The 23,471-nt window shown below is 68.9% G+C and carries 23 protein-coding genes; 17 read left to right on the forward strand and 6 right to left on the reverse strand.

Features of this window, described 5'->3' with window-relative positions; translation table 11 throughout:
• Positions 1-65: 65 nt before the first annotated feature.
• Positions 66-269, reverse strand: a complete 204-nt coding sequence (locus tag GXW74_RS19140) for a dodecin family protein (RefSeq protein ID WP_211848148.1) — start codon at positions 267-269, stop codon at positions 66-68.
• A gap of 611 nt (positions 270-880) precedes the next feature.
• Here GXW74_RS19140 and GXW74_RS19145 point away from each other — a divergent pair.
• Genes GXW74_RS19145 through GXW74_RS19165 form a run of 5 tightly spaced genes read left to right on the forward strand, consistent with a single transcriptional unit; the run spans position 881 to position 5,247 of the window.
• Entirely contained in the window at positions 881-1,681 is an 801-nt protein-coding gene (locus GXW74_RS19145) for a cytochrome c oxidase subunit II (protein WP_211848149.1), read from the forward strand.
• Between the two features lie 21 nt (positions 1,682-1,702).
• On the forward strand, positions 1,703-3,463 hold the full coding sequence (gene ctaD, locus GXW74_RS19150; protein WP_211848150.1) for a cytochrome c oxidase subunit I: 1,761 nt from the start codon (positions 1,703-1,705) through the stop codon (positions 3,461-3,463).
• On the forward strand, positions 3,460-4,128 hold the full coding sequence (locus GXW74_RS19155) for a cytochrome c oxidase subunit 3 (RefSeq protein ID WP_211848151.1): 669 nt from the start codon (positions 3,460-3,462) through the stop codon (positions 4,126-4,128). Before ctaD ends, GXW74_RS19155 begins: the two co-directional genes overlap by 4 nt.
• Before the next feature lie 14 nt (positions 4,129-4,142).
• Complete coding sequence (locus GXW74_RS19160) at positions 4,143-4,856, forward strand: heme-copper oxidase subunit III family protein (RefSeq protein WP_211848152.1); 714 nt, start codon at positions 4,143-4,145, stop codon at positions 4,854-4,856.
• A 10-nt stretch (positions 4,857-4,866) separates the two neighbouring features.
• Entirely contained in the window at positions 4,867-5,247 is a 381-nt protein-coding gene (locus tag GXW74_RS19165) for a cytochrome C oxidase subunit IV family protein (RefSeq protein ID WP_211848153.1), read from the forward strand.
• 61 nt (positions 5,248-5,308) lie between these two features.
• On the opposite strand, the gene GXW74_RS19170 is transcribed toward GXW74_RS19165, so the two are convergent.
• Entirely contained in the window at positions 5,309-6,103 is a 795-nt protein-coding gene (locus tag GXW74_RS19170) for a DUF2189 domain-containing protein (protein ID WP_211848154.1), read from the reverse strand.
• Between the two features lie 302 nt (positions 6,104-6,405).
• Positions 6,406-6,612, reverse strand: a complete 207-nt coding sequence (locus GXW74_RS19175; RefSeq protein ID WP_211848155.1) for a hypothetical protein — start codon at positions 6,610-6,612, stop codon at positions 6,406-6,408.
• A gap of 1,355 nt (positions 6,613-7,967) precedes the next feature.
• On the opposite strand from GXW74_RS19175, the gene GXW74_RS19180 reads away from it, so the two are divergent.
• Positions 7,968-8,180, forward strand: coding sequence for a dodecin (locus GXW74_RS19180; protein ID WP_211848156.1), 213 nt, complete (start codon positions 7,968-7,970; stop codon positions 8,178-8,180).
• An 82-nt stretch (positions 8,181-8,262) separates the two neighbouring features.
• Here GXW74_RS19180 and GXW74_RS28050 read toward each other — a convergent pair whose 3' ends face one another.
• Positions 8,263-8,733: a sulfurtransferase gene (locus GXW74_RS28050; RefSeq protein WP_211848157.1), complete on the reverse strand. Its 471-nt coding sequence runs from the start codon at positions 8,731-8,733 to the stop codon at positions 8,263-8,265.
• Between GXW74_RS28050 and GXW74_RS28435 the strand changes: the two genes are divergently transcribed.
• Positions 8,728-8,862: a hypothetical protein gene (locus GXW74_RS28435; protein ID WP_272877316.1), complete on the forward strand. Its 135-nt coding sequence runs from the start codon at positions 8,728-8,730 to the stop codon at positions 8,860-8,862. The two genes, GXW74_RS28050 and GXW74_RS28435, sit on opposite strands and share 6 nt — an antisense overlap.
• 320 nt (positions 8,863-9,182) lie before the next feature.
• Here the strand turns inward: GXW74_RS28435 and GXW74_RS19190 are convergent, their stop codons facing one another.
• Positions 9,183-10,076: a LysR family transcriptional regulator gene (locus tag GXW74_RS19190; RefSeq protein WP_211848158.1), complete on the reverse strand. Its 894-nt coding sequence runs from the start codon at positions 10,074-10,076 to the stop codon at positions 9,183-9,185.
• 257 nt (positions 10,077-10,333) lie between these two features.
• On the opposite strand from GXW74_RS19190, the gene GXW74_RS19195 reads away from it, so the two are divergent.
• From GXW74_RS19195 to GXW74_RS19240, 10 genes are all read left to right on the forward strand, one after another.
• Positions 10,334-10,669 carry a carboxymuconolactone decarboxylase family protein gene (locus GXW74_RS19195; protein ID WP_211848159.1) on the forward strand — a complete coding sequence of 112 codons (336 nt, stop codon included), beginning with the start codon at positions 10,334-10,336 and terminating at the stop codon, positions 10,667-10,669.
• A gap of 4 nt (positions 10,670-10,673) precedes the next feature.
• Entirely contained in the window at positions 10,674-11,609 is a 936-nt protein-coding gene (locus GXW74_RS19200) for an NAD(P)-dependent oxidoreductase (protein ID WP_211848160.1), read from the forward strand.
• Positions 11,606-13,594: an oxidoreductase gene (locus GXW74_RS19205; protein WP_211848161.1), complete on the forward strand. Its 1,989-nt coding sequence runs from the start codon at positions 11,606-11,608 to the stop codon at positions 13,592-13,594. The genes GXW74_RS19200 and GXW74_RS19205 overlap by 4 nt, the downstream gene beginning before the upstream one ends.
• The gene (locus tag GXW74_RS19210; protein ID WP_211848162.1) at positions 13,591-14,385 is read left to right on the forward strand and encodes an N-acyl homoserine lactonase family protein; all 795 of its coding nucleotides are present in this window, start codon (positions 13,591-13,593) and stop codon (positions 14,383-14,385) included. The genes GXW74_RS19205 and GXW74_RS19210 overlap by 4 nt, the downstream gene beginning before the upstream one ends.
• A gap of 192 nt (positions 14,386-14,577) precedes the next feature.
• Entirely contained in the window at positions 14,578-15,567 is a 990-nt protein-coding gene (locus GXW74_RS19215; protein ID WP_211848163.1) for a Bug family tripartite tricarboxylate transporter substrate binding protein, read from the forward strand.
• Between the two features lie 532 nt (positions 15,568-16,099).
• The gene (locus tag GXW74_RS19220; protein ID WP_246523677.1) at positions 16,100-17,806 is read left to right on the forward strand and encodes a peroxidase family protein; all 1,707 of its coding nucleotides are present in this window, start codon (positions 16,100-16,102) and stop codon (positions 17,804-17,806) included.
• A gap of 3 nt (positions 17,807-17,809) precedes the next feature.
• Entirely contained in the window at positions 17,810-18,715 is a 906-nt protein-coding gene (locus GXW74_RS19225; protein WP_211848165.1) for a hypothetical protein, read from the forward strand.
• The gene (locus GXW74_RS19230; protein WP_211848166.1) at positions 18,712-20,094 is read left to right on the forward strand and encodes an NADH:flavin oxidoreductase; all 1,383 of its coding nucleotides are present in this window, start codon (positions 18,712-18,714) and stop codon (positions 20,092-20,094) included. The genes GXW74_RS19225 and GXW74_RS19230 overlap by 4 nt, the downstream gene beginning before the upstream one ends.
• 2 nt (positions 20,095-20,096) lie before the next feature.
• Positions 20,097-21,710 carry a c-type cytochrome gene (locus GXW74_RS19235; protein WP_211848167.1) on the forward strand — a complete coding sequence of 538 codons (1,614 nt, stop codon included), beginning with the start codon at positions 20,097-20,099 and terminating at the stop codon, positions 21,708-21,710.
• A 27-nt stretch (positions 21,711-21,737) separates the two neighbouring features.
• A complete protein-coding gene (locus GXW74_RS19240; protein ID WP_211848168.1) occupies positions 21,738-22,172 on the forward strand; it encodes a hypothetical protein in 435 nt (144 codons plus the stop codon).
• A gap of 186 nt (positions 22,173-22,358) precedes the next feature.
• Here the strand turns inward: GXW74_RS19240 and yghU are convergent, their stop codons facing one another.
• Positions 22,359-23,234, reverse strand: a complete 876-nt coding sequence (yghU, locus tag GXW74_RS19245; RefSeq protein WP_211848169.1) for a glutathione-dependent disulfide-bond oxidoreductase — start codon at positions 23,232-23,234, stop codon at positions 22,359-22,361.
• Positions 23,235-23,471 lie beyond the last annotated feature (237 nt).

Below are 23,471 nucleotides of genomic sequence, written 5' to 3' on the forward strand. Positions count from 1 at the left end.
TGCAGTGAGACGCGGGGACCCGATGCCGAACAGGCGGCGGGTCCCCGCGCCCACTCCTCAACCCGTCAGCCTTCGAGAATGAAGGTGACTTCCATGGTGACTCGGAACTCGGAAATCTTGCCGTTCACCACGCTCGCCTTCTGCTCGACCACGTGCAGGCCGGTGATGCCGCGCAGTGTCTTGCTGGCGCGTTCGAGGCCTTCGCGGACAGCTGCGTCGAAGCTCTGTGTGGATGCCGCCGTGATCTTCGACACGCTTGCGACTGCCATGGTTGCCTCCCTGGGTTATGCCGCTCCGAATTGACCGGACCGGCACGGGCACCATAGCCGACATCCATGCTCCGCCATGAGCGCGCAGCGAGAGGGCGAAGGGAATGACGGGAGCATGCGCAATCATCGGATCTCCCCGAACAGCGCGCCGCCCTGGGTGCCGACGCCCGTGTCACGGTCCATGTCCCATTGAGCATCCGGCGCAGGTCGCGGTGATGACGCCGGCCTCGGAGCCGCGTCCGCTGCGATCGCCGGTCGGTCGGCCACGAATTTGACTGGCGCGGCGATACAGGCTCAATTATAGGATTGCGCTGCGATTTGCTCGGCGACAGTGACCAGCTTCTGCGTAACCCACCGCGGACCATCGGCCCGGAGGGAAACGGAGACGACACGGCCATGGAAAGCGCGGTTGTTCCAGGTGCTCGGATCACGGGGGCCTATCGCCCGCGTGAGGTTGCGCTCGCCGCTATGCGCCCGGCACCCGCATCGAGGCAGACCAAAGCCGAGCCCCCGACAGCAGCGTCGTCGATCCGCCCTCGCCAGCCGATGCGCCGCCGCGGCCCGGCAGCGCGCGTCACGCTTCGTTTCCCCCATACAGGGACGCAGCCCCGATGCTGGTAGCGATCGCTCTCGCCCTGGTGGCCATCGGCTCCGTCGTCTTCCACGTCATGAGCCCGTGGTGGTGGACGCCCATCGCCTCGAACTGGGGCTACATCGACGACACGCTGATCGTCACCTTCTGGATCACCGGCATCGCCTTCACGGCGATCGTCCTGTTCCTGGCGTATTGCGTCCTGCGGTTCCGCAACCGGCCTGGCCACAGGGCGGAGCACGAACCCGAGAACAAGCGGCTCGAATGGTGGCTCACCATCGGCACGACGATCGGCGTCGCGGCACTGCTCGCACCCGGGCTGATCGTCTGGCACCGCTTCATCACCGTGCCGCCCGAGGCGACCGAGATCGAGATCGTCGGCCAGCAGTGGCAGTGGAGCTTTCGCCTGCCCGGCCGCGACGGGCGCCTCGGCGCGGTTTCCGTGCGCCTGATCGGGCCGGACAATCCGCTCGGCATCGATCCCGCCGATCCTGCCGGCCAGGACGATGTGATCGTCGAAGGCGGGGAACTGCGCCTGCCGATCGGTCGCCCGGTGAAGGTGCTGCTGCGCGCGGTCGACGTGCTGCACAATTTCTACGTGCCGGAGTTCCGGGCGAAGATGGACATGGTCCCCGGGCAGGTCACCTTCTTCTGGTTCACGCCGACGCGCACCGGCGCCTTCGAAGCGGTCTGTGCCGAGCTCTGCGGCCTCGGGCACGCCGTGATGCGCGGGCGCGTCGTCGTGGTGGAGGAATCGGAATACCACGCGTGGCTCGAGCGCCAGCCGACCTTCGCGCCGCGCCTGGCCGCGGCGCAATAGAGCCGCCGGGAGGGTCACACGATGAGCACCACATCCGATCGGCTCGATGGCATCCCGGCAGCCGAGGTGGCGGATGTCGAACTCTACCATCCCAGGAGCTGGATCACGAAGTACGTCTTCTCGCAGGACGCCAAGATCATCGGCATCCAGTATGCGCTGACGGCGACGGCGATCGGCCTGGTGGCGCTGGCATTGTCCTGGCTGATGCGGCTGCAGCTCGGCTTCCCGGGCGTGTTCGACTTCATCACCCCGGCCGAGTACTATCAGTTCATCACCATGCACGGCATGATCATGGTGGTGTACCTGCTGACCGCGCTGTTCCTCGGCGGCTTCGGCAACTACCTGATCCCGCTGATGATCGGCGCGCGGGACATGGTGTTCCCCTACGTCAACATGCTGTCCTACTGGATCTACCTGGTCGCGGTGCTGGTGCTGGCGGCAAGCTTCTTCGCGCCCGGCGGACCGACCGGGGCGGGATGGACGCTCTACCCGCCGCAGGCGATCCTCTCGGGCACGCCGGGCGGGCAGGACTGGGGCATCCTGCTGATGCTCCTTTCGCTCATGCTCTTCATCATCGGCTTCACCATGGGTGGGCTGAACTACGTCGTTACCGTGCTGCAGGCGCGCGCGCGGGGCATGACGCTGATGCGCATGCCGCTGACGGTGTGGGGGATCTTCACCGCGACGGTGATGGCGCTGCTCGCCTTCCCCGCGCTCTTCGTGAGCTGCGTGATGATGATGCTGGACCGGCTGCTCGGCACCAGCTTCTTCATGCCGGCCCTGGTGGAGATGGGCCAGCGGCTGAACCACGATGGCGGCAGCCCGCTGCTGTTCCAGCACCTGTTCTGGTTCTTCGGCCATCCGGAGGTCTACATCGTGGCGTTGCCGGCTTTCGGCATCGTCTCCGACCTCATCAGCACCCATGCGCGGCGGAACATCTTCGGCTACCGCCAAATGGTCTGGGCGATCGTCATCATCGGCGCGCTGAGCTTCGTGGTGTGGGCGCACCACATGTACGTCAGCGGCATGAACCCCTATTTCGGGTTCTTCTTCGCCACCACCACGCTGGTCATCGCGGTGCCGACGGCGATCAAGGTCTACAATTGGCTGCTGACACTGTGGCGCGGCGACATCCACCTGACGGTGCCGATGCTGTTCGCCCTGGCCTTCATCGTCACCTTCGTCAATGGAGGTCTGACCGGGCTCTTCCTCGGCAACGTCGTGGTGGACGTGCCCCTGTCGGACACCATGTTCGTCGTCGCCCACTTCCACATGGTGATGGGCGTGGCGCCGATCTTCGTCATCTTCGGTGCCATCTACCATTGGTACCCGAAGATCACGGGCCGGATGCTGAACGAGGCGATGGGCCGGATCCACTTCTGGGTGAGCTTCCTCGGCGCCTACCTGATCTTCTTCCCGATGCACTACATCGGGCTCCTCGGCGTGCCGCGGCGCTATCACGAGATCGGCGAGACGGCCTTCGTTCCCGCCTCCGCCCACACGCTCAACGCCTTCATCAGCGTCATGGCGCTGATCGTCGGCGCGGCGCAGATCCTCTTCCTGTTCAACCTCGCCTGGAGCATCCGGCGCGGCAGGCCCGCCGGCGGCAATCCGTGGAATGCGACGTCGCTCGAATGGCAGACGCCGGAGACACCGCCGCCGCACGGCAACTGGGGGCGGGACCTGCCGGTGGTCTACCGCTGGGCCTACGACTACAGCGTGCCGGGCGCGGCGCGGGACTTCATCCCGCAGAACCAGCCCCCCGCGAGAGCCGCGGAATGAGCGCCATCATCCTCTACATCGCGGTCATCGGGACCATCGCGGCCTGGTGGCTCTCGCGGCAGCGGCTGATGGCAAAGCCGTGGCTGGAGGTCGGCGTGGCAGGCGAGGCACCGGGCACCGGAGCGTCCGAGATCCCGCCTGCCAAGCTTGGACTCTGGGTCTTCCTGGCCGTGGTGGGTGCGCTGCTGACGCTCTTCGTCAGTGCCTACCTGATGCGCATGCACATGTCGCATGACTGGCGCCCTCTGCCGACGCCGTGGATGCTCTGGTTCAACACGGTCCTGCTCGCGCTCAGCAGCTTCGGCCTGCACCGCGCCCAGGTGGCCGCGCGCATCGGCTGGCGGCAGGGGATCGAGGTCGGGCTGATCGCCGGCGGCCTCGCCGCGCTGGCCTTCCTGGCCGGGCAGTACCTCGCCTGGCAGCAGGTGATGGCTGAAGGCTTCGGCGTCGCCACCAACCCGTCCAGCTCCTTCTTCTATCTGATCACGGCGGTGCATGGGCTGCATCTGCTGGGCGGGCTCGTCGCGCTCGGCCGGACGACGTACCGCGCATCGCGGGGTGCCGGTCTTGCGCAGCTCCGCCTGAGCGTCGAGCTGTGCGCCACCTACTGGCATTTCCTCCTGGTGGCCTGGATCGCGCTGTTCGGCCTGCTGCTGCACGGTTAGGGAGGTCCGCGACGATGGAAGGCATCGCTCAGACACAGGCCGCGGAACGGCCGGGCGGCATGGAAGGCTTCGTCGCCGACTGGAGCTCGGACCAACGGGTATTCAAGAACGTCTCCTGGGGGAAGGCCATGATGTGGATCTTCCTCCTCAGCGACACCTTCGTGTTCGGCTGCTTCCTGCTGGCCTACATGACCGTGCGCATGTCCACCACGGTGGCCTGGCCCAACCCGAGCGAGGTCTTCGCGCTGGAGATCTTCGGCACCCACATGCCGCTGATCCTGATCGCCATCATGACCTTCGTGCTGATCACCAGCAGCGGCACCATGGCCATGGCGGTCAACTTCGGCTATCGCCGCGACCGCAGGCGCACGGCGCTCATGCTGGTCGTCACGGCGATCTTCGGCGCGCTCTTCGTCGGCATGCAGGCCTTCGAGTGGACGAAGCTGATCCATGAAGGCGTGCGGCCCTGGGGCAACCCGTGGGGCGCGGAGCAGTTCGGCTCCGCCTTCTTCATGATCACCGGCTTCCACGGAACCCATGTGACGATCGGCGTCATCTTCCTGCTGATCGTCGCGCGCAAGGTCTGGCGCGGGGACTACGACACCGGCCGGCCGGGCTTCTTCACCAGCCGCGGCGGCCGCTACGAGATCGTCGAGATCACCGGCCTCTACTGGCACTTCGTCGACCTGGTCTGGGTCTTCATCTTCGCGCTGTTCTATCTCTGGTAGGAGGCGAGGCATGGCGCACGCAGCGGATGTGCATGCGGGGCACGGCGCGGCCGTTCATGCTCCGGTCGCGCAGGAAGTGGGGCAGCAGCACCCGATCCGGCTCTATCTCGTGGTCTGGATCTGGCTGTTCGTGCTCAGCACCTTCTCCTACCTGGTGGACTTCTTCCACCTGCAGGGGCTGTTGCGCTGGTCGCTGATCCTGGCCTTCATGATGCTGAAGGCGGGGCTGATCGTCGCCGTCTTCATGCACATGAAGTGGGAGAGGCTGGCCCTCGGCTATGCCATCCTGGTGCCGCCGGTGGCGGTGCTGATCTTCGTCGCGATCATGGTGCTGGAAGCCGACAACACGCTGCTGTCGCGGCTGCAGTTCTTCAGCCGCGCCCCCGGCTGAAGCGCAGCCCGGTGGCCGCATGTGGCCACCGGGCATTTCGCGGGGTTGCGGGCGGTTCGGTTCAGCCCTCGATGACCCGGCGATAGAGGTGCCAGGTCGCATGCCCCAGCAGCGGCATCACCACCGCGAGGCCGACGAAGATCGGCAGGCAGCCAAGAGCGAGAAGAACCGCCACGATGACGCCCCAGGCCGCCATCGGCAGCGGGTTCCGCAGCACCGCGCGCACCGAGGTCTGCACCGCGACGCGCAACCCGACATCCCGGTCGAGCAGCAGGGGGAAGGAGACGACGGTGAGCGTGAGGATCAGCAGGGCGAAAAAGAAGCCCACCACATTCCCCCACAGGATCAGGCTCCAACCGGCGGAGGTGGTCAGCACCTGGCCGAGCAGCGCCCAGAAGGAGTCGGGCAGCTCGTTGCCCATGGTCGCTCGATACACGGCCTGGGCCGCAAAGAGCCAGGCGACGAAGACCACGCTCATGATCACGCCGAGCGCCGCGATCGAGCCGATCGCCGGTGAGCGAAGGACATCGAAGGCGTTGAGCCAGGTGGTCGGGAGCCCCTTCTCATGCCGCCGACTCAGCTCGTAGATGCCGAGCGCCGCGATCGGTCCCATCAGCGACAGCCCGGCGACCAAAGGGTAGAGCAGCGGCAGCAGCGCTCCACCGGATGCCGCCCTTGCCGCGACGAAACCGACGATCGGATAGATCACGCCGAGAAAGATCAGCTGCGTCGGCATCTCCATGAAATCCTCGTAGCCCTTGGCCAGGGCGATCCGGATGTCGGAAAGGCCGATTGCGCGGACGACAGGCTCAGCCTGGTCGGGGTTGGCCTGGGAAGCCAGCGAGACCTGGGCCATCGCGTTCCCTCCTCATGAACCACACGCAGCCTCCCCTGCCGTGACGCGGTGCCACGGAGGCTGGCCTTGCAGCCTGCGGTGTCGAGGGTGACCAAGTGTCCGTCGAACGACAGGCTCACAGGCCAACAACTGCACCACGGTTGGTAGCATATCTGGCGCCGCTTCGCACGCACGGATGCTGGCCCGCGCGCGGCAGGGCTGAGGGATGCGTCGAAGGTCCGGACGAGAGCCGCCCGCCGCCGGTCGGCGTGGCCGTCCGTTGGGGGCGCCGAAAGGGTTGTCGGGGGCGGGCCGCGCGACGATCAGGGGGACGACCCCGCAGCCGTCTGGCGGGCTGCGGCATGTTCCCCGAGCCGGGCAACCGTCACACCATAGAACAGGGCCACCAGGCCGAGGAGAACGATCAGCAGCGCGCGTGACCGCGACCGCCGGCGCAACAACGCCACCCGCACGACATCACTGTCGTGGTGCTGCGACTCAACACTGGAAAGGCGCTGGCCGTTCATCATCCGCCGCGCATCCAGAACGGATCACCTATATCACGATGCCGCCCGGCGAGGCAGGTTCGTCGTGTTCATTGTTCCCCATGACGCAGCCACTGCCCTGTGCCGCGGGGGCGCCGATCGCCACTGGCCGCCGCTCGAATCTGCCGATCGGCCATCGCCCAACCGCGGCGTCGTGCCGTCCGATGGCTGGCTTCGATGGGATGCTGCGGCTGGTGTGGCCTCCTGGCCTACCCGCACGCCGCGCATGTCATCAGCCCGCGCTGTTCGCGCGGCCGCTCGACCAGGTAGCCGCAGCGAATGCAATTCGCCCCATCATCATCCGCGTCGAACGGATCGGCGACGCGCCTGCTGCTGCCGCGGCCAGGTCGGCCGCAGGAAGGGATGGCCCTTGCCTCCTCCGGGGCATGGGGTGCTTGGCTTGGCGCCAGGCGCGTGCCCTCGGCCGCCGGAGACGCAGGCTCCCACATCGGCATCACATGGGTCACCGGCTCCGCCGCGCCGGGCGCCGCGGGCGCGATGCCGGCAGGAAGCCGCGCAGCCGGCCTGGCCGGAAACCCGTCGTCCCATGTCTCCGAACGCAGGCTGAAGGCGGACCGTCGCGGCGCCTCCTTGCCGGGCTGCGCGCCGCCCGATCGTACATGCACGACCTCGACGACCCTGCTGCCGGGCGAGCCGCCCCTGCGTGGGATGTTCACCAGCTCGCGCTTGTCGCTCGAAGCGTGCTTCTTCGGGCCAAGTCGGGAGAAGACGCGATCAATGTCGGACATGGGTCCTCAGGCTTGCCGGGCGCATTGCATGCATGGGCGGCGCCTAATGGTCTCAGCGAGCGACATGGTGGCTCGGAGATGGTCTTGCGAGCACGACCGCCGAGGCCATCAGGGGCGCAGGAATCAATATCTGGTTGCCGCTGAAAGCAGCATGAAGTCAATCGCTTAAAGCTTGGAGGCAAAGTCCTGCGACCCTCAGGGTCTGTCAGCCCCGCTCACCTCGGCATGCATGCGCCTCCGGCTTCGCGGTTGCCTCATCTTCCGTAAGCTGGATGGCATCGGCGCGGCAAGGCCGATGAAGCCAGGCAGGACACGCCGGTTCCGGCGCCGCGTCCTCGATCGCGAGGATTGCGCCGGCGCTGCGGAGCCGCCCAGTGGTACTTTCGGTGCAGGCGACGCCCGCTCGCAGGACCACGCCATCCAGCGCCACCGGCAGGCCGGAGGCGGACGCGGCCGCGCACCCCGCAGGGGGAGGGCCCCGCTTCGGCCTCATGCGTAGCGGAACGGACACCGACAGGCCCGTCGCACGCACACCCTGTCGCGGTGCTACCATCACGCCGCCCACCAACGGGCCGACCAAGGGAGGCAACGATGCAGGAGGAACCCGTCTATCGCAGGACCGACCTGGTCGGCAGTTCGAAGCAGTCGGTCAGCGATGCGATCGAGACCGCCATTGCCCGTGCGGCGAAGACGCTTCGACACATCGAATGGTTCGAGGTCAGCGAGATCCGTGGCCGCGTCCAGGATGGCAAGGTCGCGCAGTACCAGGTCAGCATCAAGGTCGGCTTCCGCGTCGAGGAATGACGTCGATCTTCGCGCGGATAGGCCGACCGACGAGCCAGCTCCCGCCAGGCCGCCCAATCTCCCCATGCGGCGTGGATGGTGGTCACCCGACCTCGATGGGCAAAAAGACGTCCTTGGCCCACTCGCTCATGGATGCGTCGTAAACTGCGAGGTCGGCATGGCGGAGCTGGTGCAGCAGGAAGGCGCCCGGCGTCGCCGCGATGCCGCCGCCGCAGTGGAGGATGATCCGCTTCGATCGATCCGCCCCGGCGGCGGCGAAGGTGGCAGCAACTTGCTCCCGCGACCGGAACGTCATTGACCGGGGATCCACGCACGACGCCACCGGCACGTTGACGCTTCCCGGCATCCGCCCCGGCCGCCCGTATCGCGGGTTCTCCCCGCCATGCGGATTCGGCGCGAGCGCGCTGATGGTGCAGATACCCGCGTCGCCAGTCGCGGCCTTCGCCTCCATCTTGCCGACGAGCAGGCCGGAACGGGGTCGGGCGGTCAGCCGTGAGCCAGCAATCGCTGCATCGAGCAGAATTCCTGGAGGCATCGCGCGAAGATCATGCACGCGGAGATCCTTGAGGTCGTGGCGACGATCTCCTCCGGCAGGATCTCGGCCCGTTGGCCGCGCGGCATGCTCCGCCATGCGGCAACGGGCGGCATCGCCGACATCGCCCGCGCTGCGCCGCCCTGCTGAGGATCATGCGCGGGCGTCGGAGAGCATCGTCATCGTCAGGGCCCGATTCGGCACCCGGTCATCCGGGTGCTGCCGGCCCGAACCGAGCAATTTGCGCCTCAGCCGGGCTGCGCGGCATTCGCCGCGCCCGCATCTGCTCGCCCGGAAGCGGCATGAAGCTCGGCGAAGATCGCCATCCGGGCGTCGTCCTGCGATGCGGACAGGCGGATCGGAGACTTGAGCCGCGACGGGCGGGCGGAATCGGGAGCGCTGCCCGCGCATTGTCGCAACTTGGTGGAGCTGGGACCATTCGAGCGGTCGTCACCGACACATGGGGTGGATCAGGAGCCAAGCAGCCTCGGCACCTCCCGCCGCAGGTGCGTGACGAAGCGTGTCATGAGGGCAGAGCGCGGCGCCGAGCGGGCGCGGATCAAGAGCGTCTTCATCTCGATCCGCGGCCGCAGGGGCCGCGCCACCAGTCCCGGCAGCGGCAGGGTACTGAGCAGGAAGGGCTCGACCAGCGCGATCCCCGCGCCGTGGTAGGCGAGCGCCATGCCGGTCATGGACATGCTGACCTGGACGCTGATGTGCGGCACCACCCCGGCATCGGACAGCGCCCTGTCCACATAGCCACGAAGCGGGGCACGCGAGAGGAAGGTGGTGATCGACATGCCGTCGAGCTGGCCGATCGCGATCTCCTCCTGCCCCGCGAGCGGATGGTCATCGCGCATCACGCAGGCGACGCCGGATGAGACGAGGACCTCGGTTTCCACCTCCGGATGGACCACCGGCTCGAGGCCGACGCCGAGTTCCACCTCTCGACTGACCACGCGGTCGATGAGTTCGGACGAGGTGAGCGCCTGGAGCACGATCCGCACACCCGGCCGCTCGGCGAGGAAGGAGGCGACGGTAGCGGCCAGGTAGCCATTGGCGATGGGAAAGGCGCCGGCGAGCGACAGCGTGCCGATGCTGCCTCCCTTGAGGTCACGGAGCTGGCGGCCGACGGAATCGAGCCGGGCGAAGATGGCTTCGATGTCCGGCAGGATGGCCTCGGCCTCCGGCGTCGGATGCAGCCGCCCGCCGATGCGGCGGAACAGCGGCATGCGCAACTGCGTCTCGCAATGCTTCAGCACCGTGCTCACGGAAGGCTGCGTGACGCCGAGCAGCCGCGCCGCACCTGTAACGGTGCCGGCGCGCATCACGGCATGGAAGACCTCCAACTGACGCAGGTTCATGGCGCATTCTCCCTGCATCGCAGCATAAACGCCGTCTATGGCTTCTGGCAGGCATTCCATTGGACCGGGCGGTTCCGGGCTGGAATGCTCGCCTTCAGGACGCCGAACGGCGCCCCCGACGGGATGGAAGCGCTTCGACCGATGGCTCCGCGCCGGCCGGCCCCATGGCCCCGGCCGCACATGGCCTGGCTTCGCCGCGCCCTACGCCCGCCGCGCACCCGCGCCGCGACCGCCGCGACGCTGCTCAGGAGACCGCCATGGCCGCTCCGCCTTCCGCCCGCCGCGACCGCATCAACCCGCATTTCCCGAAGCTCGTGGAAATGACGAACACCTACGTCTATGGCGATGTGTGGGAACGGCCGCAGCTCTCGAAGCGCGACCGCAGCATCGTCACCATCGCCGCCCTCGTGGCCCTCGGCTGGCAGGACCAGCTCAACAGCCATATCGGCCGCGGCCTCGGCAACGGCCTGACGCGCGAGGAGGTGAGCGAGATCATCACCCACCTGTCGATGTATTCCGGCTGGCCCTCCGCCATGACCGCCGCCCACGTCGCCGTGGACGTGTTCGAGGCCCAGGACAAGGCGAAGGGCTGACGCGATGAAGGTGGGATTCATCGGCCTCGGCACGATGGGGGCCTTCATGGCCGCCAATATCCAGAAGGCCGGCCATGCGCTCGTCATCCACGACATCCGTCGGGAGGCAGGCGCGAACCGCCTCGCCGCCGGCGCCGTCTGGGCCGACAGCCCCAAGGCCGTCGCCGAGCAATGCGAGGTGATCTTCACCTCCCTGCCCGGCCCCAAGGAAGTCGAGCCCGTCGTCTTCGGCCCGGAGGGCATCCTCGCCGGCGTCCAGAAGGGCGCGGCCTATTTCGACCTCTCGACCAACTCCCAGGCGCTGGTGCGCCGCTTCGCCGAGGCGCTGGCCGAGAAGGGCGCCTTCGGCTTCGACGCCCCGGTCAGCGGCGGCCCGAAGGGGGCTGAGAGCGGCAAGCTCGCCATCTGGGTCGGCGGCGACAAGGCAGTGTTCGACAAACACAAGCCGCTGCTCGACAGCTTCGGCGACCAGGCCGCCCATATCGGCCCGACCGGCACCGCGACGGTGGCGAAGCTGGTGCACAACATGGCCGGCTACGCCATCCAGACCGCGATGGCCGAGGTCTTCTCCATGGGGGTGAAGGCGGGGATGGACCCGCTCGATCTGTGGAAGGCGATCCGCCAGGGCTCGCTTGGCCGGCGGCGCACCTTCGACCGCGTCACCGACCAATTCCTGATCGACAAATACGACCCGCCGGCCTTCTCGCTGAAGCTCGCGCACAAGGATGTCACGCTCGCCGTGCAGATGGGCCGCGACCTCGGCGTGCCCATGCGCTTCTGCAACCTCACGCTCGAGGAGATGAACGAGGCGATGAACCGCGGCTGGGAGGCGCTTGACAGTCGCGTGCCGATGAAGCTGCAGCTTGAACGTGCGGGCGTATCCATCGCCTGCGACCCGGCCGCGGTGCAGGCGGTGCTCGACGCGGACAAGGCGAAATGAGCATGCCGTCGCTGTTGCAGCAGCCGGGGATGATCGGTCCCCTGCGCATGAAGAACCGCCTCGTCATGGCGCCGATGGGGACGAATTTCAGCACCAGCGACGGGCTCTCGACTGAACGCGACCGCGCCTATTACGAGGAACGCGCCAAGGGCGGCGTCGCCGCCATAGTCACCGAGGCGATGGCGGTCAGCGCCGGCGGCCGCGCCCACACCAACTCCCTCTGGCTCTACCATGACCGCTTCATCCCCGGCCTCGCGCGGCTGGTGGAAGCGATCAAGCGCCATGACTGCCTGACCATCGGCCAGCTCAACCACCGCGGCGGGCTGCTGCGGCGCATGGTACTGAACACCGAGCCGGTCGGCCCCTCCCCCTGGCACAACCCGAATACCGGCGATGCGGTGCGGCCGCTGGACAAGGCCGAGATCGTCGGGATCCAGAAGGATTTCGTCGCTGCCGCGCGGCGCCTGTGGCAGGCGGGCTATGACGCGGTCGAACTGCACGCCGCCAATGGCTACCTCTTCCAGCAATTCCTGACGTCGCGCATCAACAGGCGCGGTGACGAATACGGCGGCAGCCTGGAGAACCGCGCGCGGCTGCTGCTGGAAACCGTGCACCGCCTGCGCGACGCGCTGCCCGACTTCCCGCTCTGGGTGCGCATCTCCTGCACCGAATATTGCGAGGACGGCTATCCGATCGAGGAGATGGTCGAACTCGCCCGCATGCTGGAAGCGGCGGGGGTGACGGCGCTCGACCTGTCTGGCGGCACGAATGAAAGCCCGGCGCTGTCGCGCTTCTGCATCCAGCCGCCCTCGATGCCGCGCCGCACCCTCGAACCTCATGCGCGCCCGATCACCGAGGCGGTGGGCATCCCCACCATCATCGCCGGCCGTATCGTGACGCCCGAGGACGCCGAGGCCGTGCTGGCCAGCGGTGCCGCCGACTACGTCTCGCTCGGCCGCGCCCTGACGGCGGATGCGCATTGGCCGCGCAAGGCCTTCGGGGAATCGGCGACGCCGATCCGCCTCTGCATCTCCTGCAATGTCTGCTTCGAACGGCTGACGCTCGAGCGCGACGTCGCCTGCGTGACCAACCCGATGCTGGGGACGGAACTGGAAGCCCCGGAATTCGCCGAGCCGCCTCTCGCACCCGCGGCGCGCCGGCAGCGCATCCTGGTCCTCGGCGCCGGCGTCGGCGGCATGGAGGTCGCGCGCCTCGCCGCCGCCCGCAGCCATGAGGTCGAGGTCTGGGAGAAAGCCGCGCGCCCGGGCGGGCAGATCCATCTCGCCGTCGCAGCGCCGGACAAGGAGGAGGTGCGCCCGCTCTGGACCTGGCGCTGGGACCAGGCGATCGCCGCGGGCGTGCGCGTCCGCTGCGGCGTCGATGCGACGGCGGCCATGATCCACGCCTTCGCGCCGGACCATGTCGTGATCGCGACCGGCGCCCGGCCACGCCCCTACACCCTGCCGGGAGCGGCGCCGCTCCAGGCATGGGACGTCATCGCCGACCCGTCGCTGGTGCCCGAAGGCGCCGGCGTCGCGGTGATCGGCGGCGGCATCGTCGGGCTGGAGGTCGCCGAGATGCTGACCCTGCGCGGCTGCCGCATCGCGGTGCTGGAAGCGCTGACCGCCATCGCCCCCGCCATGGCGCGCAACAACCGCACCGACATGATGATCCGCCTGCGCGCGGCGGACGTCGCCTTCCACATCGGGGCGCGGGCGGATCGCCTCGAAGGCGGCACGCTGCACTTCACCGAAGGCGGCACATCCCACCGCATCGACGGCATCACGCATGTGATCGCCGCGGTCGGCGCCCTGCCGAACCGCGAACCGCTCCCGGCGGTCGAGGCCACCGGGCTGCCCCATACGCTGGTCGGCGATGCCAACCAGCCCGGCGACTACCTTTCCGTGCTGCGCGACGCCTGGATGGTCGGGCTCGCGCTCGGCCTGCGCCCGGACGCCGCGGCGCCCCAGGAGAACGCGGCGTGACCGAGCCCATCTATCGCATCTACGCCCTGCGCTACGCCACGCGCGACGCACGGCGCCACGAGCACTTCATCGGCGGCGATCCGCATGATGCGCCGATGCCCATGGACTACTTCGTCTGGGTCGCGGTGAATGACGACCGCGCCATCGTCATCGACACCGGCTTCACCGCCGAGGTCGCCGCCCGGCGCAAGCGCAACCACCTGCGCTGTCCGGTCGAGAGCCTGCCCCTGCTCGGCGTCGATCCGGACACGGTGGAGGACGTCATCATCTCCCACCTGCACTACGACCATGTCGGCAGCTTCCACAAATTCGCGAAGGCGCTCTTCCACCTCCAGGAAGCCGAGATGCACTACGCCTGCGGCCACTACATGAAGCACCACAAGCTGCGCCATTCCTTCGAGGTCGAGGACGTGGTCGGCATCGTGCGCATGACCTATGCCGACCGCACCGTCTTCCACCTGGGCGATGGAGAGGTCGCGCCGGGCATCACCGTCCATGCCGTGGGCGGCCATTCCATGGGCCTGCAATGCGTGCGGGTGAACAGCGCGCGCGGCCAAGTCGTGCTCGCCTCCGACGTCACGCATTTCTACGAGAACATGGACAGCGGCCGCCCCTTCACCACGGCCTTCCATGTCGGCGCGATGCTCGACGGCTTCGACACGCTGCGCGCCCTCGCCCCCAGCCCGCAGCACATCGTCCCCGGCCACGACCCCGAGGTGATGCGCCGCTACCCGGCCGTCCCCGGCCTCAAAGGCATCGCCGTCGAATTGCACCGCGATCCATCGGCCTGAGAGACCATTTGGAAAGTCCGGCACCGGCCCGCACCCCACACGGCACCCACTTCAGCATGCTGTCGTCGGGTGGCCGGGTTGGGGGTGCGGGCCGGTGCCGGACACGGAAACGCGCCGAGAGGCGCGTTTCCGAACAGACTCTGAGATCCAAGGCGCATGTCCAAGGCGCCGCGCAACAGGGAGAAGAAGACCATGACGAACGTGACCCGCCGCCTCCTGCTCGGCGCCGCGCTGGCCGCCCCGGGCATCGCCCGCGCCGAGGATTTCCCCACCCGCTCGCTGCGCCTTGTCGTCCCCTTCCCGCCCGGCGGGGCGGCCGACATCACCGCGCGCCTGGTCGCCGAGCGCATGACGCCGCTGCTCCGCGGGCAGCCGGTCGTGATCGACAACCGCCCCGGCGCAGGCGGCAACATCGCCGGCGAGGTCGTGGCGCGCAGCACGCCGGACGGCTACACGCTCTTCCTCGGCGGCGCGACGATCCTCTGCGCGAACAAGTACCTCTACCGCAACGGCATGCCCTTCGACGGGCTGACGGATTTCGCGCACATCTCCCGCGTCTCGGTCGGCACGACGCTGATGGTCGCGCGGGCCGACAAGCCCTGGCGGAACTTCCAGGACTTCGTCGCCGATGCGAAGCGACGGCCGGGGCAGATCACCGCCGGTTCCTCGGGCCTCGGCACGATCAGCCATCTCAGCCTGTCGAAGCTGATGCGCTCCGCGGATATCGACATCACCCACGTGCCCTATCGCGGCCTCTCCCCGAGCCTCAACGACCTGCTCGGCGGACAGGTGGACATCCTGTTCGACGGCATCCCGGCCCTCATCCCCCATGTGCGGGAGGGACGGCTGCGCGCGCTCGCCGTCGGCAGCCAGCAGCGGGTCACCTATGTCCCGGGGCTTGAGCAGACGCCGGGCATGGCGGAACTGCTGCCGGGCTCCGGCATGGACATGGAATTCTGGTACTGCATTTCCGGTGCAGCGGGCACGCCGGCGCCGGTCATGCTGGCGCTGCATCGCGCGACGGTCGGCGCCGTGCGTCGGCCCGACTACCGCGAGAAGCTGATGCCGCTCGGCTTCACGCCGGTCTGGGATGAGAGCCCCGACACCCTCGCCGCCTTCATCCGCAGCCAGGCTCCGGTGTGGAGGGACCTGGTCGCGCTCTCGGGTGCGCGGCTCGATTGAGGCGAGCCAGACGCTCGCACTGTCGTTGCCCTGGGGGCAGCCCCTGCGGGGCTGGGCTGGCTGTGGTTGCGGGGCCGACAAGCAACGGCCCGCTGCCTCCGATGGGCAGCCGCGGGCATGCCCGCGCCATGCCGCGCCGCGATTGCTGACAACAGGGCGGCTCCCCGGGGGCTGGAGCGTTGCGTAGGTGGCCGCTGCGGCCGGCTCGGCGCGCCATCGAAGGTGGGCCGGCAGGGTGATGCCTCGTGGATCACGCTTCGCCCTGCGCCGGAATTCCCCTCTCAAGCTCGCTCATATTTATTGCCGCACCTCGATGCGATCTCGTATCGTCACGCATGAAGGTCTTGTAACCCACGGTCGGGTGGGAACGCCGTGTGGGGACGCCATGGCAGCATCGCTGACGGATCGTCTTCTGGCTTGGCTTGCTTCGGCGACAAGTCGCTCGCGGCCCTGGTACCATTGGCCGTTCCTTGTCGCAGTCCCGATCATCGTCGGTCACCGCGTCACCATGCGGCGCGAGAATCTGACGGACATGGAAACGGAGCCGCCGCGCGTTTCCCCGCCGGCGGGGTTCGACGTGCGTGGCATGCGGACGGCGGATGGCTCGTTCAATGACCTCGCACAGCCCTGGATGGGCATGGCCGGCGCGCGCTTCGGGCGCAACATGCCGATCGCCGATGTCTTCGGCGAGCGTGCACCGGAGCTCTTCGAACCCAGCCCGCGTCTGATCAGCAATGAGCTGCTGGCGCGGCGGGAATTCGTGCCCGTGCCGCACCTGAACCTCCTGGCTGCGGCCTGGATCCAGTTCATGGTGCATGACTGGTTGAGCCACGGCTCCAACGACAAGGAAGCCACCCCGCACGACGTGCCGCTGCCGCCGGGCGATACCTGGCCGGAAGGTCGGATGGCCGTGCTGCCGACCGACCCCGATCCGCCGAATGCCACCGATGCCGGGCGACCGACGGCCTACACCAATGTCGAGACGAGCTGGTGGGACGCGTCGCAGATCTACGGATCCTCCCAGGCGCGACAGGACCTGGTGCGGCGCGACCCCGCGACGGGCCTGGCGCGCGCCGACGGCAAGCTCCATCTCGAGCCGAACGGGCTGCTGCCGATCGAGGATCGAACGCTCCGCGGCAAGGCGAGCCCCCATCTCGAACTGGCCGGCGTGAACGGCAACTGGTGGATCGGCCTGTCGGTCCTGCACACGCTCTTTGCGCGGGAGCACAACGCGATCGTGGATCGCCTGCGCATCGACCATCCGGACAAGGACGGCGAGTGGCTGTTCCAGAAGGCACGGCTGGCGAATGCGGCCCTCCTGGCGAAGATCCACACCGTCGAGTGGACGCCGGCGCTGATGAACTCGCCGGAAGGCCGCATGGCGATGCGCGGCAATTTCTGGGGCCTGCTCGGCGAGGCGTACAATCGCGCCCATGGGCGTGTCGGACAGGGCGAGATCCTGTCGGGCATACCCGGATCGCCGGCCGACCATCACACCGCGCCCTACGCGATGACGGAGGAGTTCGCGGCGGTCTACCGGCTGCACTCGCTGATGCCCGACGAATTCTCCTTCCGCCGCAGCTTCGACGATTCCGAGGCCTTCCGCCGCGATCTGCCCAAGGTCGCCGGCGGCCAGGCGCGGGAGATCCACGAGCAACTGCCGTTCGACGACGTCGTCTACTCGCTAGCGACCAGCCATCCGGGGGCGCTGGTGCTGCACAACTTCCCGAACGGGCTGCGCCGCCTGGACCGGCTCGACGAGCATGGCGTGCATCTCGACATCGCGACCGTGGATATCCTGCGCGACCGGGAGCGCGGCGTGCCGCGATATTGCGCCTTCCGCCGCCGTATCCAGGCCCATGTGCCGCGGGACTTCGACGAGCTGACCGACAACCCCGACTGGCAGCGCGAGCTCCGGGCGATCTATGGCAGCGTGGAGAAGGTGGACCTGCAGGTCGGCATGATGGCCGAGAGCCAGAACAGCCGCTATGGCACGCCGCCCGGCTTCGGCTTCTCCGATACCGCCTTCCGCATCTTCATCCTGATGGCGTCGCGCCGGCTCAAGAGCGACCGCTTCTTCACCGACGACTTCCGGCCGGAGGTCTACACGCCGGCCGGCTTCGACTGGGTGCGCGACAACTCCCTGCGCACCGTGTTCGAGCGCCATTGCCCGGCGCTGCGCACGCATTTCGCCGATGCGCGCAACGTGTTCTTCCCCTGGGCGCGCGGCGGGGGGTGAGCCATGGGGCGCGCGATCCGGCTGCCGTGGCTCGCAGACCTCCTGGTCTGCGACGACCCTGCGGGCATTGCGGCGCTCGCGGCCGAGCCGCGGCTCGATCGCCGCTTCAGCGCGTCCGGCCCGCTGCTCAACCGGCTGCTGGCCGGCCGCATCCGCCGCGTTCTGGTTCTGGACGGCAGGCCGCTTCCGCCCGTCGCACCGCGCGACGAGGACGGTGGCGCCCCGGCGCGGCAACTGCTGGAGGCAACGGTCACGGCGCGCGCGGCCGAGGCACCCTGCGATCCGGGGACGCTCGACCGTCTCGCGGAAGGCGTGCTGCACGGGGCGGATCGCGCGGCGTTCGGTCCGGTGGCGCAGACCGCGATCGGGCGCCTGTTCCGCCCTGACTTCGCCGGCACCGCGGACACCTGGCAGGCTGCACTGCTCCTCGATGCCGCGGTGCGCAGCTTCAATCCGCTCCGCCGCCTGCGCTGGAGGCTCGACGGCAGCATCGAGGCGGCGCGCGCAAGCCTCGCCGAGGCGGTGGCGCGGGACCCGGCGGCGCTGCATGCGGTCGGCATCGCCGTGCACCATCTGGTGGAGTCATTCGTGCGCATGGCCGCGCTGGCGGCGGGACCGGCTGCACTGCGGAGCGTGGCGGGACCGGAGGCCGCATCGCGCTGCCTCGTCGCGCCCGCGCGCGTGCTGCGCCGGGCCGAGGCCATGGGCGAGACCGCCCAGGGTGCGTTCCGCCCCGGCACCCTCGTGCTGCTCGACCTCGAGGCAGCGCGCACCCGCAGCTCGCGGCGGGACATCGCCTTCCTGACCGGCGCCTGGAGCGCCTGCCCGGCCCATGCCTGGGTGCCGGCCCTGCTGGCGGCGGTGTGGGAACGCGCGAGCGCGATGACCTTGACCGAGGCGCGGTCATGAGCGCCGCCTCCCTCGCCGCCAAGGGGCCGACGGCCGACGAGGCCGATCCCATCTTCGCGCCGCTGCGCTTCCGCAACCTGACGGTGAAGAACCGCGTCTTCCGTTCCAACATCTCCGGCCGCTTCGACAACGAGGACGGATCGCTGACCCAGACACGCATCAACTGGGAGAGCCGCTTCGCCCGGGGCGGCGTCGGCGCGATCATTTCCTCCTATGTCCCGGTGGCGATGGAGGGGCGCATCATCGCGGGCTACGCCACCATCCACAGGGACGAGTTCATCCCGCTCTGGCAGAAGCTCGGGGAGGCGGTGCATGCCTTCGACTGCCACTTCATCCTCCAGCTCAGCCATTCCGGCCGGCAGATGGACCTGCCCGGCATCCACAACCAGGACCGCCCGGCGCCGAGCGCGACCGGCCGCAAGGAATCCCTTCACGGCTTCCTCTGCCGCGCGATGGGCACCGGGGAGATAGAACGCCTGGTCGCCGCCTTTGCCCGCGCTGCCTGGCGGGCGAGGGAGGCCGGGCTCGACGGGGTGGAGCTGCACGCGGCGAACGGCTACCTGTTCACGCAGTTCCTCAGCTCCGGGATCAACGACCGGACGGACCGCTACGGCGGCTCGCTGACCAACCGTGCGCGGTTCCTGCTCGAGGTCATCGAGGCGATCCGCGCCAGAGTCGGCCGTGGCTTCCATCTGCAGGTCAAGCTCAGCGCGGTGGACCGCAACGACATCCTGCCCTGGGAAGGCAAGGGCAACACGCTGCAGGACACGATCGCCGTCGCGCGCTGGTGCGAGGCGGTCGGCGCGGATGCGATCCACGTCTCGACCGGCTCGCTCTTTCCGCACCCGCTGAACCCGCCTGGCGAGCTGCCTCTCGAGGTGCTGGCGGTGACCTACGACGCGATGATCTCTTCGGGCATCGACGGGTTCCGCAACTTCCTCTTCTTTCGCTACCCGGCATTGCGGCCGCTGTTCCGCTGGCTCTGGTTCCGCCACAAGCGTGGCCGGCCGAACGAGGCGATCAGCATCGACGAGGCGCGGGCGATCCGCGCCGCCGTCTCCATCCCGGTGATCAGCACGGGCGGCTACCAGAGCGCATCCGTCGTGCGTGCCGGGCTTGCCTCCGGGGCGTTCGACGCGGTGGCGATCGCGCGTTCCCTCGTTGCCAATCCCGACCTGCCGCAGCACTGGCGGGCGGGGCGCGAGCGGCCCGAGCGGCCCTGCACCTATTGCAACAAGTGCCTGATGAACGCGCCGAAGAACCCCATGGGCTGCTACGAGGAATCGCGCTTCCCGAGCCGCGAGGCAATGCTCGAGGAGATCGTCTCGGTCTATCGCCCGCGGCCGGCGCTGCGCGTGCCCCGGCCGTCGGAGCCCTAGCCATGCCGCGCGCCGCCCCCGTCACCGCGGTGGAGATGGCGCTGGCGAGGCGCCGCCGCCTGACCCTGCCGTTGGGCCTGCTGCTGCTGCTCGCGCTCATGCTCGGGCTGGCGGTGATCGCGATCGCGGCCTGGCATGGACCGCGCTTCCTGCGTGGCGACCGCACGCCGACTTTCGCCAGCGAACTGGACCACTTCAAGTACGGCTCGATCGGCGCCGAGCGCGACAGCGGGATCCCCTACCTCGCCTGGCAGGCCCTGCCGCGCCTCTTTCCCGAGGTGTTCGGCGACGCGGCGCAGCAGGCGGCGGCGCGCGCAGGCGGGGAAGGCCCCTACGCAGTCTTTGGCTTCCTCTACGAGCCGGTCTCGGCCGGCAGCGCAGCGCCGCGCGACCTGCCCATCGGCATCGCCCGGCGGGAGGTGCGTGGGGTGGAGATGGTGTGGTTCAACTGCGCCGTCTGCCACACAGGCACGGTGCGGGAGAGGGAGGACGGGCCACGCCGCATCGTCGTGGGCATGACCTCGAACAACCTCGACTTCCACCGCTTCGTCGCCTTCGTCGTGTCCATCGCCGCAGACCCGCGCCTCGCCCCGGATCCGCTGCTCGAAGCGATCGAGGCGGGCGGGACGCGGCTCGGCCTGGTGGACCGGCTGCTCTGGCGCTTCGTCGTCGCGCCGAACCTGCGTGAGGGCCTGCTGGAACGCCGCGCGCAACTGGCGCCGCTGCTGGCCATGCAGCCGGCCTGGGGGCCTGGGCGGGTCGACACCTTCAACCCCTACAAGGTGGTGCAGCTTGGCCAGCGTGCCGGCAGCGGCGCGCCGGAACAGTGGATCGGCGCCGCCGATTTCCCGACGGTCTTCCACCAGCGCGAGCGGCAGGGCATGCAGCTGCACTGGGACGGCAACAACCCGTCGCTCGCCGAGCGGAACCTCTCCGCGGCCGTCGGCGCCGGCCTACGGCTCGACCGCGCGACCGAAGCCGACCATGCCTCCATCCGGCGCGTCGCGACCTGGCTGCTCGACCTGCCGGCGCCGCCGAGCCCCATGCGCGCGACGGCCGATGCGGGGGCGGTGACGGAGGGGAGCAGGATCTACCGGCAGCATTGCGCCGCCTGCCACGGCCATCATGACGGCGCCCGCCACGTGTTCCGCGGCGACCGCCTGGGCCGCGTCACGCCCATCGCCGAAATCGCGACGGATCGCGCGCGGCTCGATTCCTACACGCCGGACTTCATGTCCATGCAGCACCGCGTCCTCGGCCTCACCGCCTTCGTCAAGACGGACGGCTACGCCAACCACCCGCTCGACGGGCTATGGCTGCGCGGCCCCTATCTGCACAACGGCTCGGTACCGACGCTCGAGGCCCTGCTGCTGCCCGCCGCGGAGCGACCCCGCTTCTTCCTGCGCGGCGACGACACGCTGGACCGTACGCGCGGCGGCTTCCGCTCCGAGACCTTCGAAACCGGGGAGGCTTGCCTGGAGGCGGCCCGGCGCACGCGCGGGCGCTTCTGCTTCGACACGCGCCAGCCCGGCAACGGAAATGGCGGCCACGACTACGGGACGCGCCTCGGCCAGGCCGAACGCGACGCGTTGCTGGCGTATCTCAGGACGTTCTGACGGGATGTGGGCAAGGAGGAGACGCAGGTGGACCAGACGCTCAGCCTGGGTTGGATGCAGAGCGAGGCCGCGGCGCGACGCGCCGCCTTCCGTCGCGTCCTCGGTGTCAATCTGGTGCTGCAGGGGGTGATCGGCGTCGCGGCGGTCCTGGCGCCGGGCTGGCTCTCGGCGCTCCTCGGGCTCGGCGGGACGCTGCAGCCGGGCTGGGTGAGCGCCTGGGGCGGGATGCTCCTGCTGGTGGCCGCGCTCTACCTGCCGGGCTACCAGGAGCCGGCACGGGCGCGGTGGCCCAATCTGGTTGGCATCCTGGGCCGGTTCGGCTTCGCGCTGCTCTACGTGGTCCTGGCGCTGGGCGGGGCCCCTGGCTTCCTGTGGCTCGCGGCCTTCGACCTCGGCTTCGGCGTGTCGTTGGCGATGCTTTACCTCTCGCTCGGCCGGGCCGAGCTGATGAGTCGGCCATAGGTCGTCCCCGGGGACGGCGAGATGCCGATCCCGAGGTGCCTGAACGAAGACCGCTCCAGGTGCCCGCGACACTCCCGTCGCGAGCCATCTGCCGACCTCTGCCAGCATGGCCTCGGCCGCCTCGACAGCCCCGCATGCCATGTCGCCGCGCCTTGCCGATAGCGTTGCCGACAAGGCGCGGCGGCATCAGTCGGCCGCCATCAGCTTGTCCTGCGTTCTCGTGTCGAAGTCGCCGGCGTCGTGGCGTTCCCAGAGCTGGCTGGCCGGATCGCCCTGGACACGGTTGACCATCCGTCCCCGCTGCACGGCCGGCCGCTCACCGATCATGTCGGCCCAACGCTGCACATGCCGGTAGGATTGCACGTCGAGGAACTCGGCGGCGCCGTAGAGCCAACCCTTTGCCAGCCCGCCATACCACGGCCAGATCGCCATGTCCGCGATAGTGTAGTCGGGACCTGCCACATAGGTGGTCTCGGCCAGGCGCCGGTCGAGCACGTCGAGCTGGCGCTTCACCTCCATCGCGAACCGATCGATCGGATATTCCATCTTCGTCGGGGCATAGGCGTAGAAGTGCCCGAAGCCACCGCCAAGGTAGGGTGCGCTGCCCATCTGCCAGAACAGCCAGGAGAGGCATTCCGCCCGCGCGGCGCCGTCGGTCGGCAGGAAGGCACCGAACTTCTCGGCGAGGTGGACGAGGATGGCGCCGGACTCGAATACCCTGACCGGCTTCGGTCCGCTGCGGTCGAGCAGAGCCGGGATCTTCGAGTTGGGGTTGACGGCGACGAAGCCGCTGCCGAACTGCTGGCCTTCGCCGATGCGGATGAGCCACGCATCGTATTCCGCCCCCGCATGGCCGAGGGCCAGGAGTTCCTCGAGCATGACAGTGACCTTCACGCCGTTCGGCGTGGCGAGCGAATAGAGCTGCAGGGGATGATGACCGATCGGCAGGTCCTTCTCGTGTGTCGGTCCCGCGACCGGCCGGTTGATGTTCGCGAATCGTCCGCCATTGGCTGTGTTCCAGCGCCAGATGCTGGGCGGGATGTACTCGGGTGACGTGCTCATCAAGCTCGCTCCTGGTGATTGGCTGACAGGCAGCAGTGCCGCGAGGCAGGTGGGGGCGCTTCCGAGATCGCGCCAGGGGACGCGAAAGCGTGAACAGCGGTCCGCGCACGGGCTCACGCGACCATCGGATATGCTCGCATGCCGTTGCCCCGCGGCATCGGGGTTCTTCGGCGCGGGTGCGGGTGCGACACGGCCTGGGATGGCTCGATCCGCGTCATCGGCTTGGCCCCCTGACGT

The organism is Neoroseomonas eburnea, from assembly GCF_018129005.1.
Taxonomy (GTDB): domain Bacteria; phylum Pseudomonadota; class Alphaproteobacteria; order Acetobacterales; family Acetobacteraceae; genus Neoroseomonas; species Neoroseomonas eburnea.

Coding starts and splice junctions, on each gene's coding strand:
- yghU (WP_211848169.1), bottom strand. CDS start 23,234: ATGAGCACGTCACCCGAGTACATCCCGCCCAGCATCTGGCGCTGGAAC.
- GXW74_RS19230 (WP_211848166.1), top strand. CDS start 18,712: ATGAGCGCCGCCTCCCTCGCCGCCAAGGGGCCGACGGCCGACGAGGCC.
- GXW74_RS19205 (WP_211848161.1), top strand. CDS start 11,606: ATGAGCATGCCGTCGCTGTTGCAGCAGCCGGGGATGATCGGTCCCCTG.
- GXW74_RS19140 (WP_211848148.1), bottom strand. CDS start 269: ATGGCAGTCGCAAGCGTGTCGAAGATCACGGCGGCATCCACACAGAGC.
- GXW74_RS19215 (WP_211848163.1), top strand. CDS start 14,578: ATGACGAACGTGACCCGCCGCCTCCTGCTCGGCGCCGCGCTGGCCGCC.
- GXW74_RS19165 (WP_211848153.1), top strand. CDS start 4,867: ATGGCGCACGCAGCGGATGTGCATGCGGGGCACGGCGCGGCCGTTCAT.
- GXW74_RS19180 (WP_211848156.1), top strand. CDS start 7,968: ATGCAGGAGGAACCCGTCTATCGCAGGACCGACCTGGTCGGCAGTTCG.
- GXW74_RS19170 (WP_211848154.1), bottom strand. CDS start 6,103: ATGGCCCAGGTCTCGCTGGCTTCCCAGGCCAACCCCGACCAGGCTGAG.
- GXW74_RS19220 (WP_246523677.1), top strand. CDS start 16,100: ATGGAAACGGAGCCGCCGCGCGTTTCCCCGCCGGCGGGGTTCGACGTG.
- GXW74_RS19200 (WP_211848160.1), top strand. CDS start 10,674: ATGAAGGTGGGATTCATCGGCCTCGGCACGATGGGGGCCTTCATGGCC.
- GXW74_RS28435 (WP_272877316.1), top strand. CDS start 8,728: ATGCACGCGGAGATCCTTGAGGTCGTGGCGACGATCTCCTCCGGCAGG.
- GXW74_RS19225 (WP_211848165.1), top strand. CDS start 17,810: ATGGGGCGCGCGATCCGGCTGCCGTGGCTCGCAGACCTCCTGGTCTGC.
- GXW74_RS19160 (WP_211848152.1), top strand. CDS start 4,143: ATGGAAGGCATCGCTCAGACACAGGCCGCGGAACGGCCGGGCGGCATG.
- GXW74_RS19235 (WP_211848167.1), top strand. CDS start 20,097: ATGCCGCGCGCCGCCCCCGTCACCGCGGTGGAGATGGCGCTGGCGAGG.
- GXW74_RS19175 (WP_211848155.1), bottom strand. CDS start 6,612: ATGATGAACGGCCAGCGCCTTTCCAGTGTTGAGTCGCAGCACCACGAC.
- ctaD (WP_211848150.1), top strand. CDS start 1,703: ATGAGCACCACATCCGATCGGCTCGATGGCATCCCGGCAGCCGAGGTG.
- GXW74_RS19155 (WP_211848151.1), top strand. CDS start 3,460: ATGAGCGCCATCATCCTCTACATCGCGGTCATCGGGACCATCGCGGCC.
- GXW74_RS19190 (WP_211848158.1), bottom strand. CDS start 10,076: ATGAACCTGCGTCAGTTGGAGGTCTTCCATGCCGTGATGCGCGCCGGC.
- GXW74_RS19145 (WP_211848149.1), top strand. CDS start 881: ATGCTGGTAGCGATCGCTCTCGCCCTGGTGGCCATCGGCTCCGTCGTC.
- GXW74_RS19195 (WP_211848159.1), top strand. CDS start 10,334: ATGGCCGCTCCGCCTTCCGCCCGCCGCGACCGCATCAACCCGCATTTC.